Below are 15,426 nucleotides of genomic sequence, written 5' to 3' on the forward strand. Positions count from 1 at the left end.
GGCCTCCGCGCGACATCGTGGGCACCGGACGTTGTAGAACTGTCCGGTGCTCAACGAACTCTTCACTCCCTCCGTCCAGCATGCGCTCGACCTCGTCGGGATCTTCGTCTTCGCGATCTCGGGCGCCCTGCTCGCCGTACGCAAGAACTTCGATGTCTTCGGCATCGCGGTGCTCGCCGAGGTGACAGCGCTGGGCGGAGGGATTTTCCGCGATGTGATGATCGGGGCGATCCCGCCCGCGGCCTTCACGGATCTCGGCTACTTCCTGACCCCGCTGCTCGCTGCCGGCCTCGTGTTCTTCCTCCACCCGCACGTCGAGCGGATCCAGGTCGGCGTCAACGTCTTCGACGCGGCGGGCCTCGGCCTCTTCTGCGTCGCCGGCACGGTCAAGGCCTACGACTACGGCCTCGGACTCACCGCCTCGGCCGCCCTCGGGCTGGCCACCGCCGTCGGAGGCGGTGTGCTGCGCGACGTACTCGCCAACGAGGTGCCGTCCCTGCTGCGCTGGGACCGCGACCTGTACGCGGTGCCCGCGATCGTCGGCGCGGTCATGGTGGTGCTCTGCATCCGCTTCGACGCCCTCAACGCCGTCACCAGCGGTACCGCGGTCATCACCGCGTTCGTCCTGAGGCTGCTGGCGATGCGCTTCCACTGGCGGGCCCCGCGCGCCTACAACCGGCGCTCGGCGACCGCGGAGGAGACCCCGGCGGTCATGTAATCGTCATACAAAGCTACCGCTCAGTAACGCAATCGGTGTACCGTGCATCGCATGGCACAGGCAGCAGCGCAGGCGCCGCGCACAGCGCAGGCAACCATCGGTGACAGCGAGTTCGACCGCGACACCGCCGTCACACTCCGTGAAGAGGGCGTCTACGACGCCGAGCTCTCCGCGGGATGGACGATCATCCACGCGGTCAACGGCGGCTATCTGCTGGCCATGCTCGGCCGGGCGCTCGGAGAGGCTCTCCCGCACTCCGACCCGTTCTCGGTCTCCGCGCACTACCTCACGGCCTCCGTCCCGGGCCCCGCCGTCATCCGCACCCAGGTGGTCCGCACCGGCCGCACGCTCTCCACCGGAGAGGCCTCGCTCTTCCAGTACGCGGAGGACGGCAGCGAGATCGAACGCATCCGCGTACTCGCCACCTACGGCGACCTGGACGGCCTGACCGGCGACGTCCTCACGTCCGCCGAACTGCCCGCCATCCCGCCGCGGGAGCACTGCCTGGGCCCGGCCGACGGCCCGGCGGCGATCCCCGGCAGCTCCGCCATCACCGAGCGGCTCGACATCAAGCTCGACCCGGCGACGATCGGCTGGGCCATCGGCGCACCGTCCGGCAAGGGCGAGATGCGGGGCTGGTTCGGACTCGCGGACGGCCGCGACGCGGACCCGCTCTCGCTGCTGCTCACCGTCGACGCGCTGCCGCCGACCTCGTTCGAGCTGGGCCTGAAGGGCTGGACGCCCACGATCGAGCTCACCACCCACATCCGCTGCCGCCCGGCCCCCGGGCCGCTGCGCGTCTCCATCACCACCCGCAACCTCGCGGGCGGCTTCCTGGAGGAGGACGCGGAGGTCTGGGACAGCGCCGACCGTCTGGTGGCCCAGTCCCGCCAGCTGGCCCGCGCACCGCGCGTCTGAGCGGCTGAGGGCCGGAGCGCCGGCCCTCAGGCGCCCGCGCGAGGGCGCGGCAGCGGTCAGGGGTGTGTGCGCAGGAAGCCGGCGAGGGCTGCGGTCAGCTCCGCCGGCGCGTCCTCCTGGACGAGGTGCCCGGCCCCGGTGACCAGCCGAAGTCCGGCGCCCGGAATCAGCGCGGCCAGTTCATGCCCCCGGGCGACGGGGATCCAGGTGTCCTCGGTGCCCCAGCAGATCAGTACGGGCAGCTCCAGCTCGTCGTACCGGTGCTGGATGTCGTCCGTGAACCGCTGGTCGTTCTGGGCGATCTGCCGGTAGAAGGCGGGCTGCCCGGTCTCGGTGCACCACGGGGCGACGAGCCGTTCGAGCACCTGGGGATGCAGCCCCGGATGGCTGGCGGAACTCACGTACTCCGTCACCAGGGCCCGGTGCAGGGCGGCCGGCAGCTCGCCGAAGACCTCGGCGTGACCACCCAGCAGCCGGTACGCGGGCGAGCCCCACGGGGCCAGCGCCACCGGGTCGACGAGCGCGAGGCGCCGGTAGCGGGCGCCGTGCAGGAGGTGCGCGCGCAGGGCGACGCAGCCGCCGAAGTCGTGCGCCGCCACGGCGGGGTCGGCCAGGCCCCAGTGGGCGAGCAGCTCGGTGAAGACCCAGGCCTGGGCGCGCAGGGACACGTCCTGGTCCTCGAACTGGGCGGAGGCGCCGTAGCCGGGCAGGTCCCACACGTGCACGCGGTGGTCCTGGGCCAGCGCACGGGCGACACCGCGCCAGACGTACGAGGAGAAGGGCGTGCCGTGCACCAGGACGACCGGCGGAGCCTGCTCCGGGCCGAGCACGGCCCAGCGCACCTCGCCCGAGGAGCTGGTGAAGGTCCGGTCGAGAGTCCATTCGCTCATGGCGACGACCCTAGGGGCTGTCCAGCCAGTGGGCCCGGCCCAGCGTGACCAGGCGCAGTCGGCGTCGCGCCTGGCGGACGACCGCCCGCTCGTCCTCGGGGCCCGCGTCCAGGAGCGCCGAGGCGGTGAGCACCATGTGGTCGACGTACAGCCCGCCCAGCATCAGGAGGTCCTCCCGGTCCCAGCCCGCCGACTCCGGCTCCGTACCGAGGGCCGCCGCCACCTCCTCGGCGAAGCGGCGCAGCTGGCAGGTTATGGCCTCGCGGACGGGGCCCACGCCGCCGTGCTGTTCGCGGGCGATGAAGCGGAAGTGGGCCGGCTGTTCGGCCACATGACGGGCAATCAGCTCGACGCTGCGGTCCAGCCGCTCCTCGCTGTCGCCCGTCTCGGCGAGGATCGCGCCGATCATGCCGTGCAGGCTGCCCAGGGTCTCCTCGACGAGGGCGACGCCCAGTGCCGCCGTGTCGTCGAAGTGGCGGTAGAAGGCGGTCGGGGCGACGCCCACGGCCCGCGTCACCTCACGCAAACCCAGGCTGCTCAGGCTCTGGTGCTCCAGCAGCCGCAGGGCGGCGTCCAGCAGTGCCTGACGTGTCTTCAGCTTCTGGGCCTGGCGGATGCCGACGGTGTGACTCATGCCATTCAGTAAACAACCGTTCTCCGAGTCTTGGAAGGGGTCGGGGGTCTAGACTGTGAAGTCAGTGAACACTCGTACTCTCAAATGCTCGCAGAAAGGGCCACACATGTTCGTCCTCGTCGCCGCCCTGCTCCTGCTGGGGGTCGTCCTCGGAGCGGTCGCGCATCTGCCGCTGCCCCTGGCGCTGACGGCAGGCGCCCTGATCGGCCTCTGGCTGGCGCTCTTCGGAGTCCGTGAGCGCCTCGGCCGCCGGACCCGCTGACCCGGCACCCGACTCCGTATCCCACCGGATCCGAAGGAGCACGCATCATGACCCTCACCACCGCATTCGCCCGCCGAACCCGAACCCGGAACGACGCCGGGGCAGGGGCCGCTCCGCAGACCGACCGGACGCCCGGCGTCCGCGCGGCCTCCCGTGAAGCCTCCCGCGAGGCGGACGGCCTGGCCGTCGCCTCGTTCGTGCTCGGGCTGCTCGGCCTCCTGGTGATGAACATCCTGCTCGGGCCCGTCGCCATCGTCATGGCGGTCATCGCCCTCGCCCGCTCCACCGCCCGCCGCGGCCGCGCCCTGCTCGGCCTGGCCCTCGGCATCGCCGACCTGGTCGTCCTCGCCGTCCTGGTCACCGAGAACGGCACCGTCTCCTGGAACTTCGGCGGCTGACCGGGGCGGGCGAAAAGCTCTCCCGGTACCGGATCGGGCTCCGGGCCGGGGCGGGCCGCAACGCCTTCCAGGACCCCCGCGGGAGCCGTGACCCCATGCGCCCGGCATGAGCCCCGCCGCGGACTCGTAGAATCGTGTCCACCATGGCCTACCTCGACCACGCAGCGACCACTCCGATGCTTCCGGAGGCGATCGCGGCGATGACCGCGCACCTCGCCGTCACCGGCAACGCGTCCTCCCTGCACGCCGCCGGACGCCGGGCCCGCCGCACCGTCGAGGAGTCCAGAGAGACGCTCGCGGACGCCCTCGGCGCGCGCCCCAGCGAGGTGGTCTTCACCTCGGGCGGGACCGAGGCCGACAACCTTGCCGTGAAGGGCCTCTACTGGTCCCGGCGCGACGCGGACCCCCGCCGCACCAGGGTGCTCGCCAGCCCCGTGGAACACCACGCAGTGATCGATGCCGTCGACTGGCTCGCCGAGCACGAGGGCGCCACCGTCGACTACCTGCCCGTCGACCGGTACGGGCGCGTGCACCCCGAGGCCCTGCGCGAGGCGATTCTCCGCAACCCCGACGATGTCGCGCTGATCACCGTCATGTGGGCCAACAACGAGATCGGCACCGTCATGCCGATACGCGAACTGGCTGATGTCGCCCGCGAGTTCGATGTGCCGATGCACTCCGACGCGGTACAGGCCTTCGGGCAGCTGGAGGTCGACTTCGCCCGGTCGGGGCTGGCCGCGATGACCGTCAGCGCACACAAGATCGGTGGCCCCTTCGGTGTGGGCGCGCTGCTGCTCGGCCGCGACCACACCCCCGTGCCCGTGCTGCACGGCGGCGGACAGGAGCGCCATGTGCGCTCCGGAACCCTCGACGTGCCCGCGGTCGCCGCCTTCGCGGTCGCCGGACGGCTCGCCGCCGACGGGCGTGAGGACTTCGCCCGCGAGATCGGTGCGCTGCGCGACGACCTGGCCGCGGCCGTCCTGCAGGCCGTCCCCGATGCCGTGCTCGGCGGCGACCCGGCCCCCGGCGGCCGGCTGCCCGCCAACGCCCACTTCACCTTCCCCGGCTGCGAGGGCGACTCCCTCCTGCTGCTGCTCGACGCCCAGGGCATCGAGTGCTCCACCGGCTCCGCGTGCACGGCCGGAATCGCCCAGCCGAGTCATGTGCTGCTGGCCACGGGCACCGACCCGGACCTGGCCCGCGGCACCCTGCGCTTCTCGCTCGGCCACACCTCCGCCAAGCAGGACGTCGAGGACGTCGCGCGGGCGATCGGCCCCGCGGTCGAACGGGCCAGGACGGCAGGCCTCAGCTAGCCTTCGCCGCCTCCGAGGCCCTGGCCGCCTCGGAAGCGGCCCGGACCAGCTTCATGTAGCGGTCCCAGTCCCAGTGAGGTCCTGGATCCGTGTGGTCCGTGCCCGGCACCTCCACGTGCCCGATGATGTGCTCGCGGTCCACGGGTATCGCGTACCGCGCGCATATCGCTGCCGTCAGCCGCGCCGACGACTCGTACATGCGGGCCGTGAAATCCTTCGGGCGGTCCACGAAGCCCTCGTGCTCGATGCCGACACTTCGCTCGTTGAACGAGCGGTTGCCTGCGTGGTACGCCACGTCCAGCTCGCGGATCATCTGCGTCACACGGCCGTCCTGGCCGACGATGTAGTGCGTCGCGGCGCGGTGCGCCGGATCCTGGAAGACCTTGACCGCGCTGGCGAAGCTGCCCTGGGTGACATGGATGATCACCCGGTCCACGCCGTAGTCGTCGGGTCGGTCGGCCCGCCGCCAGTTCGCCTCGGAGGCCGCCACCCACCGGGCACCGGCGAAGTCCAGCTCACCGGGCTTGCGGGGCTTCTCCACGCCCGGCACCCGCCACCAGACGCGCCGGATCTCCTCCGCGGCCAGTGCGGCCGTGCCCACGGCGGTCGCGGCGCCGCCGATCAGCAGCGAGCGTCTGCTGATGCCGCGCGACCCGTTCCCGGATCCTCCGGCCCTGCCTCTGGTCCCCATGTGATCGTCAACGCATATCCGCGCGCATTCGGTTCCCGGGGCCCCGTACTCTGGATGAGCTATGACTGAGACCTCCCAGCGCCCCCTCCGTGTGCTCGCCGCCATGTCGGGCGGAGTCGACTCCGCCGTCGCCGCGGCCCGTGCCGCCGAGGCAGGCCACGACGTGACCGGTGTGCACCTCGCCCTCTCCGCGAACCCGCAGTCCTTCCGTACCGGGGCACGCGGCTGTTGCACCATCGAGGACTCCCGGGACGCCCGCCGTGCGGCGGACGTCATCGGCATCCCGTTCTACGTCTGGGACCTCGCGGAACGCTTCCGCGAGGACGTCGTGGACGACTTCGTCGCGGAGTACGAGGCGGGGCGCACCCCCAACCCCTGCCTGCGCTGCAACGAGAAGATCAAGTTCGCCGCACTGCTCGACAAGGCCCTGGCCCTCGGCTTCGACGCGGTCTGCACCGGCCACTACGCCACCGTCGTGCTGAACGACGACGGCACCCGTGAGATGCACCGCGCCTCGGACATGGCCAAGGACCAGAGCTACGTCCTCGGAGTCCTGGACGAGAAGCAGCTCGCGCACGCCATGTTCCCCCTCGGCGACACCCTCACCACCAAGGACGAGATCCGCGCCGAGGCCGAGCGCCGCGGCCTGGCCGTCGCCAAGAAGCCCGACAGCCACGACATCTGCTTCATCGCCGACGGCAACACCCAGGGCTTCCTCGCGGACCGTCTCGGGGGCCCTGCGGAGGGTGACATCGTCGACGAGTCCGGTACGAAGGTCGGCACCCACGAGGGCGCCTTCGGCTTCACCATCGGCCAGCGCAAGGGACTGCGCATCGGCCACCCCGCCCCCGACGGCAAGCCCCGCTACGTCCTGGACATCTCACCGGTGAACAACACGGTGACGGTGGGTCCCGCCGAGGCCCTCGACGTCACGGCCCTCACGGCCATCAAGCCCCGCTGGTGCGGTACGGCCCCGGCCGGCCCCGGTACGTACACCGCGCAGCTGCGCGCCCACGGCGGCGAGACCGAGGTGACGGCGGAGCTGACCGACGGCACCCTGCACGTCTCGTTCACCGAGCCCGTACGGGGTGTGGCCCCCGGCCAGGCCGTCGTCCTGTACGACGGCACCAGGGTGGTCGGCTCCGCCACCATCGCCACGACCGTCCGCCGCGAGAGGGCGGCGGCGGGCTGACGCACAGCCTCGGACCGGGTCGCTCCCCTGCGGCGACCCGGCCGGTTCAGGGGTCCGCTACGACGCCTCGCGCAGGAACACGTCCCGGGCGAAGAAGTCCGCCAGGACCGGTGCGATCGCCTGCGGTGCCAGATCGCGCGTCTGGCCGGTCAGCGTGCGGTGCCGTGCCCGGGGGACCGCCGCCGCGAGGGCGAGCGTCGTCTCACGGGTCCGGTCGGGACTGAAGCCGCCGCAGACCACCAGCGTGCGTGCCGTCACGGACGCGAAGCGCTCGGCCGGGACCGAGCCGTTGCCCAGCAGCGTGTCGTCGTAGGCGAGCGTATGGGCGAGCGCCTCCAGCTCCGCCCGGCGCATCCGGGCGACGGTCGCCTCCGGGACGCCGGTCCGGGACAGGTACAGCTCGACGGCCCCGCCCCGGTCGCCGGCCGACAGCAGGCAGTGGAGTTCCGCCGTGCAGCGGGACTTGTACAGGAGGCCGGACGGATCCGGTGTGTAGGGCGGCTCGTACACGGCGAGCAGATCCACGGGCAGCCCCGCGGCATGCGCCTCCAGGGCCAGCGCGCCGCCCGACAGCATGCCGAACAGCGACACCCGCTCACCCACCCGGGCCGCCACCGCGGCCAGGTCCTCGATCTCGCGCCGCACCGCGTACGGACCGCTGTCGCCGCTGGAGCCGCGGCCACGGCGGTCGTACGTGACGACCGTGAACCGCGGAGCGAGCAGCTCGGCCAGCGGTGCCTCGGTCGCCGCGCTGCTCAGCGCCCCGCCGACCAGGATCACCGGCGGCCCGTCACCCCGGCGCCGATAGGCGACGGACGTGCCGTCACGGGAGAGAGTCTTGTCCATGTGAGGGTTGACCGAGGCCGCCCGCAAAACTCATCGGTCGTCGCGAGAAGTATTTTTGACGGTCAGTCGGTGACGACGGCCGTGTCGTAGAAGCAGAAGTGGTCCTTGATCGCCGCGACTTGCTCCTTGGGCTCCGGATAGGCCCAGACGAGGTCCGCCGCCCCGGGCACCGACCAGTAGGACGCATCGCCCTTGAACGGGCAGTGCGTGCGGGTCTCCGAGGGTGCCAGGAGCTCCGTACGGACATCCTCGGGCGGCAGGTAGTACCTGACCGGACAGCCCGTCTCGCGCAGGGCGAGCGGACTGTGGCTCTCGGCGAGCAGCTGCCCGTCGCGAACCACGCGCACGTGCACGGCTTCGCGCTCGACGGTGATGCGGTGTCCTGTTGTGGAAGTCATGACTGGTTCAGCCGTGCGGCGGGCCGGTTTCTTCCCGCTCCGGGGGAGTGCCGGGGCGGCCCGTACGGTGGTGGCATGAACATTTGTGTCTTCCTCTCCGCCGCCGACCTCGACGACCGCTACACCGTGCCCGCCCGGGAATTCGCCGAACTTCTGGGCCGGGGCGGGCACACCCTGGTCTGGGGAGGGTCGGAGAGCGGACTCATGAAGGTCGTCGCCGACGGGGTGCAGGCGGCCGGCGGGCGGCTCGTGGGCGTGTCGGTGGAGTTCCTGGCGGCGACGGCGAGGACCGACGCCGACGAGATGGTGATCGCCAAGGACCTGGCCGAGCGCAAGGCGCTGCTCCTGGAGAAGGCCGACGCGGTCGTGGTCATGGTCGGCGGCACGGGGACGCTCGACGAGGCCACGGAGATCCTGGAGCTGAAGAAGCACGGCAAGAACACCATGCCCGTCGTCCTGCTGAACACGGCCGGGTTCTACGACGGACTGCGCCAGCAGTTCCAGCGCATGGAGGACGAGGGCTTCCTGCCGGTGCCCCTCACCGACCTGGTCTTCTTCGCCAAGGACGGAGTCGGGGCGCTCGCCTACCTGGAGGAGTCGGCCGGCCTGCGGTGAGGCCCGGGCGGGGTGACAGCATGAGGGCATGCCTACTCATCTCATCACCGGGGCCGGCTCCGGTATCGGAGCGGCCGTCGCCCGTCGCCTCCTGGAGCGCGGCGACGAGCTCGTGCTGCTCGCCCGCGACGCGGGACGCGCCAAGGAGCTGGCCGCGCTCCACCCCGGGGCCCGCACGCTCGTCGGCGACCTCGGCAATCCGGACCGGCTCTCCTGGGCCTTCGGACAGCAGCCGATGCCCGAACGGCTCGACTCGCTGCTGCACATCGCGGGGGTCGTCGAGCTCGGCAGGATCGGTGACCTCACCCCCAAGGCCTGGCACTTCCAGCTCAACGCCAATCTGATCGCCCCCGCCGAACTGACCCGGCTGCTGCTGCCGCAGCTGCGCGTCTCCCAGGGCAGCGTCGTCTTCGTGAACTCCGGCGCCGGGCTCGAGGCCCACGCCGAGTGGGGCGCGTACGCCGCCAGCAAGCACGGCCTGAAGGCCCTCGCCGACTCGCTGCGCCACGAGGAGCACGGCAGTGGCGTCCGGGTGACATCGGTCTATCCCGGGCGCACCGCCAGCCCCATGCAGGCCAAGGTCCACCAGCAGGAGGGCAAGGAGTACGACCCCTCGCGCTGGATCGACCCGGAGTCCGTGGCCACCACGATCCTGCTCGCGATCGACCTGCCGCGCGATGCCGAGATCAACAACCTGACGGTCCGCCCCGGCCGCTGAGAAACCGGGGGCGGTACGGCCCGTAGGCTCTGCCCGTGAGCGAGAAGAGCAAGTTCAGCGGGTGTGCCGCCACCGGTGTCGGGTCCATGCCGGGCGGTGACGCACTGGAGGCGGCCAAGACCGTCGCCGGGTCCTTCGCCGACGGGCAGGGCATGCCGTACCTGGCGGAGCTGCCCGCGCGCGGACCAGGGGCGGACATGATCGGGCGGACCATCGGGCTGCTCGTCGAGATGTACGGCCACGTCGAGCCCAGCGGCTGGCGGATCAGCGACCGGCCCGGCCGGGACACCCGCCGCGCCCGCTCCTGGCTCGGCGAGGACCTCGACGCCCTGGAGGAGCACACCCAGGGCTACGAAGGGCTCCTCAAGGTCCAGGCGGTCGGCCCCTGGACGCTGGCCGCCGGCCTGGAGCTGCGGGGCGGCGAGGCCATGCTCGGCGACCCGGGAGCCTGCCGTGACCTGGCCGGCTCGCTGGCGGAGGGGCTGCGCACGCACCTCGCGGACGTCCGGCGCAGAGTTCCCGGCGCCGAGGTCGTGCTCCAGCTCGACGAACCGTCCCTCACCGCCGTACTCCTGGGGCGGGTCAGGTCCGCGAGCGGTTACCGGACCTACCGGGCCGTGGACCGCCAGGTCGTCGAGGGAACCCTGCGCGAGCTGCTCGCGGTGAACGGCGACGGGCCGACGGTGGTCCACTCGTGTGCCCCCGAGGTGCCCTTCGCCCTGTTGCGCCGTGCCGGGGCGGACGCCGTCTCGTTCGACTTCTCCCTCCTCACCGAGCGTGAGGAGGACGCGATCGGGGAAGCCGTCGACGCCGGCACCCAGCTCTTCCTCGGCGTGGTTCCCGGAGTCGACGCGGCCTCGACCGCATTGTCGGACCCTGGCGGTAGCGTCATGGGTGTCAGGACGTTGTGGAGCAGGCTGGGGTTCAATCCGGGGACTCTCACCGAGTCCGTCGTGATCACCCCGTCCTGCGGGCTGGCGGGGGCATCGCCCGCGTACGCGCGCGCCGCGCTCGCCCACTGCGCCCGGGCCGCGAGGTCACTCGCAGACAACCCTGAGTAACGGGGCAACGGGTCAACGGGAGGATCGGACGATGGCCGGCGAACAGCAGGCACAGCAGCTGACCGGTGTGCCGGCGGAGGCGCGGGAACAGCACGCGCTCCTGGCCGAGCAGATCGAGGAGCACCGCTTCCGGTACTACGTGAAGGACCAGCCGGTCGTCAGCGATGCCGAGTTCGACCGGCTGATGCGTGCGCTGGAGGCCGTCGAGGACCAGCACCCCCAGCTGCGTACGCCGGACTCGCCGACCCAGAAGGTCGCCGGGCCGTACACCACGGAGTTCACGTCCGTGGAGCACCGCGAGCGGATGCTCTCCCTGGACAACGCCTTCGACGACGGGGAGCTCGCGGCCTGGGCCGAGCGTGTCGCGCGGGACGTCGGCACGGGCGGCTACCACTTCCTGTGCGAGCTCAAGGTGGACGGTCTCGCCGTGAACCTCACGTACGAGCACGGGAGGCTGACCCGCGCGGCGACCCGCGGCGACGGCCGGACCGGCGAGGACATCACGCCCAACGTCCGCACGATCGCGGAGATCCCGCACCGCCTGAAGGGCGACAGGATCCCCGCGCTCGTCGAGATCCGCGGCGAGGTCTTCTTCCCGATGGAGGCCTTCGAAGGTCTCAACGCCCGCCTGGTGGAAGCCGACGACAAGCCCTTCGCCAACCCGCGCAACGCGGCGGCCGGCTCCCTGCGCCAGAAGGACCCGAAGGTCACCGCCACCCGCCCGCTGCACATGGTGGTGCACGGCATCGGAGCCCGCGAGGGTTTCGACATCGACTGCCTCTCGCACGCCTACGAGCTGCTGAGCGAATGGGGCCTGCCCACGGCCCAGCACAACAAGGTGGTCGACTCCCTCGACGGCGTACGGGAGTTCATCGCGTACTTCGGGGAGAACCGCCACTCCGTGGAGCACGAGATCGACGGGGTCGTCGTCAAGCTCGACGAGATCCCGCTCCAGGGCAGGCTGGGCTCCACCTCGCGCGCACCGCGCTGGGCGATCGCCTGGAAGTACGCCCCGGAAGAGGTCAACACCAAGCTGGTCAACATCCGGGTCGGCGTCGGACGGACCGGCAGGGTCACGCCGTACGCCCAGGTGGAACCCGTCGAGGTGGCGGGCTCAGAGGTCGAGTTCGCCACCCTGCACAACCAGAACGTGGTGAAGGCCAAGGGCGTCCTCATCGGCGACACGGTGGTGCTCCGCAAGGCGGGCGACGTCATCCCGGAGATCCTCGGCCCGGTCGTCGATCTGCGCGACGGCAGCGAGCGGGAGTTCGTCATGCCGGCCGACTGCCCCGAGTGCGGTACGGCGCTGCGCCCCATGAAGGAGGGCGACATCGACCTCCGCTGCCCCAACGCACGTTCCTGCCCCGCGCAGTTGCGGGAGCGGGTGGCCTACCTCGCCGGACGCAAGTGCCTGGACATCGACCACTTCGGCTATGTGGCGGCCGCTGCTCTGACCAAGCCCCTGGAGCCCGCCGAGGCGCCCCTGCTGGACGAGGGCGACCTCTTCGGCCTGACGGTGGAGCAGCTGCTGCCGATCCGGGCCTACGTCCTGGACCAGGACAGCGGGCTGCCCAAGCGCGATCCGAAGAGCGGCGAGGAGAAGATCGCGACGGTCTTCGCCAACCAGCAGGGCGAACCGAAGAAGAACGCCGTGGCCATGCTCGACGGTATCGCCGCAGCACGGCAGGCACCCCTGGCCCGGATCCTCACCGGGCTCTCGATCCGTCATGTGGGGCCCGTGGCCGCCGTGGAGCTGGCCAGGCAGTTCCGGTCCATCGACCGGATCGACGAGGCGTCCGAGGAGGAGCTGGCCGCCGCCGACGGCGTCGGACCCATCATCGCCGCCTCGGTCAAGCAGTGGTTCGCCGAGGACTGGCACCGCGAGATCCTGCGCAAGTGGCGGGAGGCCGGTGTCCGGATGGAGGACGAGGGAGCGGGCGAGGACGAAGGGCCGCGGCCGCTCGAAGGGCTCACCGTCGTCGTCACGGGCACGCTGGCCACACACACCAGGGACGGTGCGAAGGACGCGCTGCAGAGCCGGGGGGCGAAGGTGACCGGTTCCGTCTCGAAGAAGACCTCCTTCGTCGTGGTGGGCGAGAACCCGGGCTCGAAGTACGACAAGGCGATGCAGCTGAAGGTCCCCGTCCTCGACGAGGACGGGTTCGCGGTTCTGCTCGACCAGGGACCGGACGCTGCGCGTGAGGTGGCTGTGCCGGTAGAGGCGTGATCGAGACCCGATGGCCGAAGTGATCGAGGCTCGATCGAGACGCTACGGGGGAGTGGCGGTGGACAAGAAGGGAATAAAGCGGACAAGAGGGGGGCGAGTGATGCGGCCGAGCCGGTCGGTATCACCCGTTCGGCTCATATCGGACGGTGGGTCTGGCGGGGTCCGCATTCGGGCAAGAGCTGTAGAGCGCTGCCCGCAAGGGCTGTTGGCGGCCTACTGTTGAACGTGCACCTGCCGTGCCCGGTCGCGTGGTGGGAATTGGTTCGTGGTGGCACGGGAGCGGGGGCCACTGTGGGACATCGGCACCGCCGGCTGTGAGAGGGACGGAATGAAACCGACCGAGAGCGCCGCAACGGTGTCGCGGCTGCAGGGTTTCGTCGGCCTCACGTCAAAAGTGGGAGCTGTCGTCGTGGGGGTTGCCACGGTTCAGCTGGCAACCGGGTTCTACCGGACGGTCCGCGACGGCGAGGCACTCTTCCCGGACGGCGCCGCGGGCTGGTCGCTCGCGCTGCTCACCGGCATCATCGTCGGCCATCTGGTCGCCCTCGGGCGCGACCGCTGGTGGGGCGGCACCGGTTCCGGCGCCGCCCTCACACTCGCCGTGCTGCTGCTCTACGGCTGGGTGCCCGCCGGTCTGGTCAGCCTGGTCGTCGTGGTGCTCGTCGGCACCGCCCGGCGGCACCGCTGGTGGCAGGGGCTGCTGCACGGAGCCGTGGACATCCTCGGCATCGGAGCCGCGGCGCTCGTCCTGTCCGCCTTCGGGGAGGTACCGACGGTCGCCAGACCCTGGCGGCCACTCGACTGGGGCATCGACGCCGTCCCCGAAGTGCTGCTCGCGGCCTCCACGTATCTGCTCGTCACCCGCGTCCTGCTGTGGTACGCACGGGCGTCCCAGGGCGGCGGGCTGCCGACGATCGCCCGCACCGCACTCCTGCGCCAAGGGCTCGTCGCGGTCGCCCTGCTCGGCATCGCCCCGCTGATCTGCGTCGTCGCGTCGGCCATGCCCGTGCTGCTGCCTCTCTTCGCGGTCCCGCTGATCGCCCTCGACTCCACCCTGTGGATCGCCCGCGCCCGCGCCGAGGAGCAGCTGAGGGATCCGCTGACCGGCCTGCCCAACCGCCAGTGGCTGCTGGAGAGGACATGGACGGCGCTGGAGGAGGCCGGGAGCACCGGCTCCAGGTCCGCGCTCGTCCTCATCGACCTCGACCGATTCCGCGCCGTCAACGACACCCTCGGGCACCTGGCGGGGGACCGGCTGCTGCTCCAGATAGCGGACCGGCTGCGGCTCGCCCTGCCGCGCGGTGCGGAGGCCGCACGGCTGGGCGGCGACGAGTTCGCCGTACTGCTGCCGACCGCGGACTCCATCACCAGCGCCCAGCGCGTCGCCCGGCACCTGGTCGCCGAGCTCTCCTCGCCCCTCGACCTGGACGGGCTCACCCTGGTCCTCGAGGCGAGCGCCGGGGTCGCCGTCCACCCCGACCACGCACTGGACGCCGAAGGGCTGCTCAGGCGGGCGGACGTGGCCATGTACCAGGCCAAGCGGGACCGTACGGGCGTGGAGGTGTACGAGTCCAAGCGGGACAGCAACACCCCGGACCGGCTCGGGCTGCTGGGTGACCTGCGGCGCGCGCTCGACGCCCAGGAGGTGGAGCTCCACTACCAGCCGAAGGTCAGGTTCGACGGCCAGGTCGCCGGGCTCGAAGCCCTGGTGCGCTGGGTGCACCCCGAGCGCGGGCGGGTCCCCCCGGACGAGTTCATCGCGATCGCGGAGTCGTCCGGCCTCATGCCGCACCTCACCGAGTACGTGCTGGAGACCGCGCTGGCCCAGGTGGCCCGGTGGCGTGCGCAGGGGCTGTTCGTCCCGGTCGCGGTCAACGTCTCGCCGCGCGATGTCCACACCCCGGGCTTCGCGGGAAGCGTCGCTGCCCGGCTCGCCCGGCACGGCGTCCCGGCGGGAGCGCTCCAGCTGGAGATAACCGAGCACGTCCTGCTGGAGGACCCGCAGCGGGCCGCCGACACCCTGGCCGGGCTGACCGGGCACGGAGTGAAGATGTCCCTGGACGACTTCGGTACCGGCTACTCCTCGCTGGTCCACCTGCGCAAGCTGCCGGTCAGCGAACTCAAGATCGACCGTTCGTTCGTCGCCCGCCTCGCCATCGACAACGAGGACGCGGAGATCGTCCGCTGCACCATCGACCTGGCCCACTCGCTCGGTCTGGTGGTCGTCGCCGAGGGCGTCGAGGACGACGAGACCTGGGAGCGGCTGCGGGACCTGCACTGCGACGCGGTCCAGGGGTGGCTCGTCGCGGCCGCCATGCCGCCGCAGGAGACGACCGCCTGGCTGCGGGCGCGGGGCGAGCACGGCTGGCGGCGGCCGGCGGAGCTGGAGGCCGCAGCGGCTGCCGCAGCGGCGGCCGCGGTGACACCCGAGCTGGAGAGCAGGCCCGCGGGGCGCGCGCTGAACCCCGGTCCGGCGACGGCCTGAAGGGTGGGGCAGGGGCGCCCGGCGGGCGTTTTGTCCTCAATCGCCGGACGGGCTCGATGA

16 protein-coding genes are annotated in these 15,426 nt (G+C 71.7%); 11 read left to right on the plus strand and 5 right to left on the minus strand.

Features of this window, described 5'->3' with window-relative positions:
- The first annotated feature begins 46 nt into the window (after positions 1-46).
- Together ACFQ6X_RS06770 and ACFQ6X_RS06775 are read left to right on the plus strand one after the other, a co-directional pair.
- Entirely contained in the window at positions 47-718 is a 672-nt protein-coding gene (locus ACFQ6X_RS06770; RefSeq protein WP_383176992.1) for a trimeric intracellular cation channel family protein, read from the plus strand.
- 51 nt (positions 719-769) lie between these two features.
- Complete coding sequence (locus ACFQ6X_RS06775) at positions 770-1,636, plus strand: thioesterase family protein (protein ID WP_383176995.1); 867 nt, start codon at positions 770-772, stop codon at positions 1,634-1,636.
- 56 nt (positions 1,637-1,692) lie between these two features.
- Here the strand turns inward: ACFQ6X_RS06775 and ACFQ6X_RS06780 are convergent, their stop codons facing one another.
- Positions 1,693-2,526, minus strand: coding sequence for an alpha/beta fold hydrolase (locus ACFQ6X_RS06780; protein ID WP_383176998.1), 834 nt, complete (start codon positions 2,524-2,526; stop codon positions 1,693-1,695).
- Between the two features lie 10 nt (positions 2,527-2,536).
- Positions 2,537-3,160 (minus strand): TetR family transcriptional regulator, encoded by a 624-nt coding sequence (locus tag ACFQ6X_RS06785; protein WP_351176688.1) that lies wholly within the window; start codon positions 3,158-3,160, stop codon positions 2,537-2,539.
- 106 nt (positions 3,161-3,266) lie between these two features.
- On the opposite strand from ACFQ6X_RS06785, the gene ACFQ6X_RS06790 reads away from it, so the two are divergent.
- The 3 genes from ACFQ6X_RS06790 to ACFQ6X_RS06800 all read left to right on the plus strand — a co-directional run bounded on the left by ACFQ6X_RS06790 (position 3,267) and on the right by ACFQ6X_RS06800 (position 5,133).
- Positions 3,267-3,422 carry a hypothetical protein gene (locus tag ACFQ6X_RS06790; RefSeq protein WP_383177001.1) on the plus strand — a complete coding sequence of 52 codons (156 nt, stop codon included), beginning with the start codon at positions 3,267-3,269 and terminating at the stop codon, positions 3,420-3,422.
- Between the two features lie 47 nt (positions 3,423-3,469).
- Positions 3,470-3,820: a DUF4190 domain-containing protein gene (locus ACFQ6X_RS06795; protein ID WP_383177004.1), complete on the plus strand. Its 351-nt coding sequence runs from the start codon at positions 3,470-3,472 to the stop codon at positions 3,818-3,820.
- 143 nt (positions 3,821-3,963) lie between these two features.
- On the plus strand, positions 3,964-5,133 hold the full coding sequence (locus ACFQ6X_RS06800) for a cysteine desulfurase family protein (RefSeq protein WP_383177007.1): 1,170 nt from the start codon (positions 3,964-3,966) through the stop codon (positions 5,131-5,133).
- Here the strand turns inward: ACFQ6X_RS06800 and ACFQ6X_RS06805 are convergent.
- Positions 5,126-5,824: an N-acetylmuramoyl-L-alanine amidase gene (locus tag ACFQ6X_RS06805; RefSeq protein WP_383177010.1), complete on the minus strand. Its 699-nt coding sequence runs from the start codon at positions 5,822-5,824 to the stop codon at positions 5,126-5,128. The two genes, ACFQ6X_RS06800 and ACFQ6X_RS06805, sit on opposite strands and share 8 nt — an antisense overlap.
- A 61-nt stretch (positions 5,825-5,885) precedes the next feature.
- Between ACFQ6X_RS06805 and mnmA the strand changes: the two genes are divergently transcribed.
- Positions 5,886-7,016 carry a tRNA 2-thiouridine(34) synthase MnmA gene (mnmA, locus tag ACFQ6X_RS06810; protein WP_329207152.1) on the plus strand — a complete coding sequence of 377 codons (1,131 nt, stop codon included), beginning with the start codon at positions 5,886-5,888 and terminating at the stop codon, positions 7,014-7,016.
- Positions 7,017-7,073: 57 nt separating this feature from the next.
- On the opposite strand, the gene ACFQ6X_RS06815 is transcribed toward mnmA, so the two are convergent.
- Positions 7,074-7,862, minus strand: coding sequence for an alpha/beta fold hydrolase (locus tag ACFQ6X_RS06815; RefSeq protein WP_383177013.1), 789 nt, complete (start codon positions 7,860-7,862; stop codon positions 7,074-7,076).
- Between the two features lie 62 nt (positions 7,863-7,924).
- Positions 7,925-8,260, minus strand: a complete 336-nt coding sequence (locus ACFQ6X_RS06820; RefSeq protein WP_383177016.1) for a DUF427 domain-containing protein — start codon at positions 8,258-8,260, stop codon at positions 7,925-7,927.
- Positions 8,261-8,335: 75 nt separating this feature from the next.
- On the opposite strand from ACFQ6X_RS06820, the gene ACFQ6X_RS06825 reads away from it, so the two are divergent.
- The 5 genes from ACFQ6X_RS06825 to ACFQ6X_RS06845 all read left to right on the plus strand — a co-directional run bounded on the left by ACFQ6X_RS06825 (position 8,336) and on the right by ACFQ6X_RS06845 (position 15,366).
- A complete protein-coding gene (locus ACFQ6X_RS06825; protein ID WP_383177019.1) occupies positions 8,336-8,875 on the plus strand; it encodes a TIGR00730 family Rossman fold protein in 540 nt (179 codons plus the stop codon).
- A gap of 28 nt (positions 8,876-8,903) precedes the next feature.
- On the plus strand, positions 8,904-9,593 hold the full coding sequence (locus ACFQ6X_RS06830; RefSeq protein WP_383177022.1) for an SDR family oxidoreductase: 690 nt from the start codon (positions 8,904-8,906) through the stop codon (positions 9,591-9,593).
- A 35-nt stretch (positions 9,594-9,628) separates the two neighbouring features.
- Positions 9,629-10,654 (plus strand): methionine synthase, encoded by a 1,026-nt coding sequence (locus ACFQ6X_RS06835; protein ID WP_383177025.1) that lies wholly within the window; start codon positions 9,629-9,631, stop codon positions 10,652-10,654.
- A gap of 31 nt (positions 10,655-10,685) precedes the next feature.
- Entirely contained in the window at positions 10,686-12,881 is a 2,196-nt protein-coding gene (gene ligA / locus ACFQ6X_RS06840) for an NAD-dependent DNA ligase LigA (protein WP_383177028.1), read from the plus strand.
- Positions 12,882-13,209: 328 nt separating this feature from the next.
- On the plus strand, positions 13,210-15,366 hold the full coding sequence (locus tag ACFQ6X_RS06845; protein ID WP_383177030.1) for a putative bifunctional diguanylate cyclase/phosphodiesterase: 2,157 nt from the start codon (positions 13,210-13,212) through the stop codon (positions 15,364-15,366).
- The last annotated feature ends 60 nt before the right edge of the window (positions 15,367-15,426 follow it).

Origin of the sequence: Streptomyces sp. NPDC056452 (assembly GCF_042796085.1) — a bacterium.
Classification (GTDB): Bacteria; Actinomycetota; Actinomycetes; order Streptomycetales; family Streptomycetaceae; genus Streptomyces.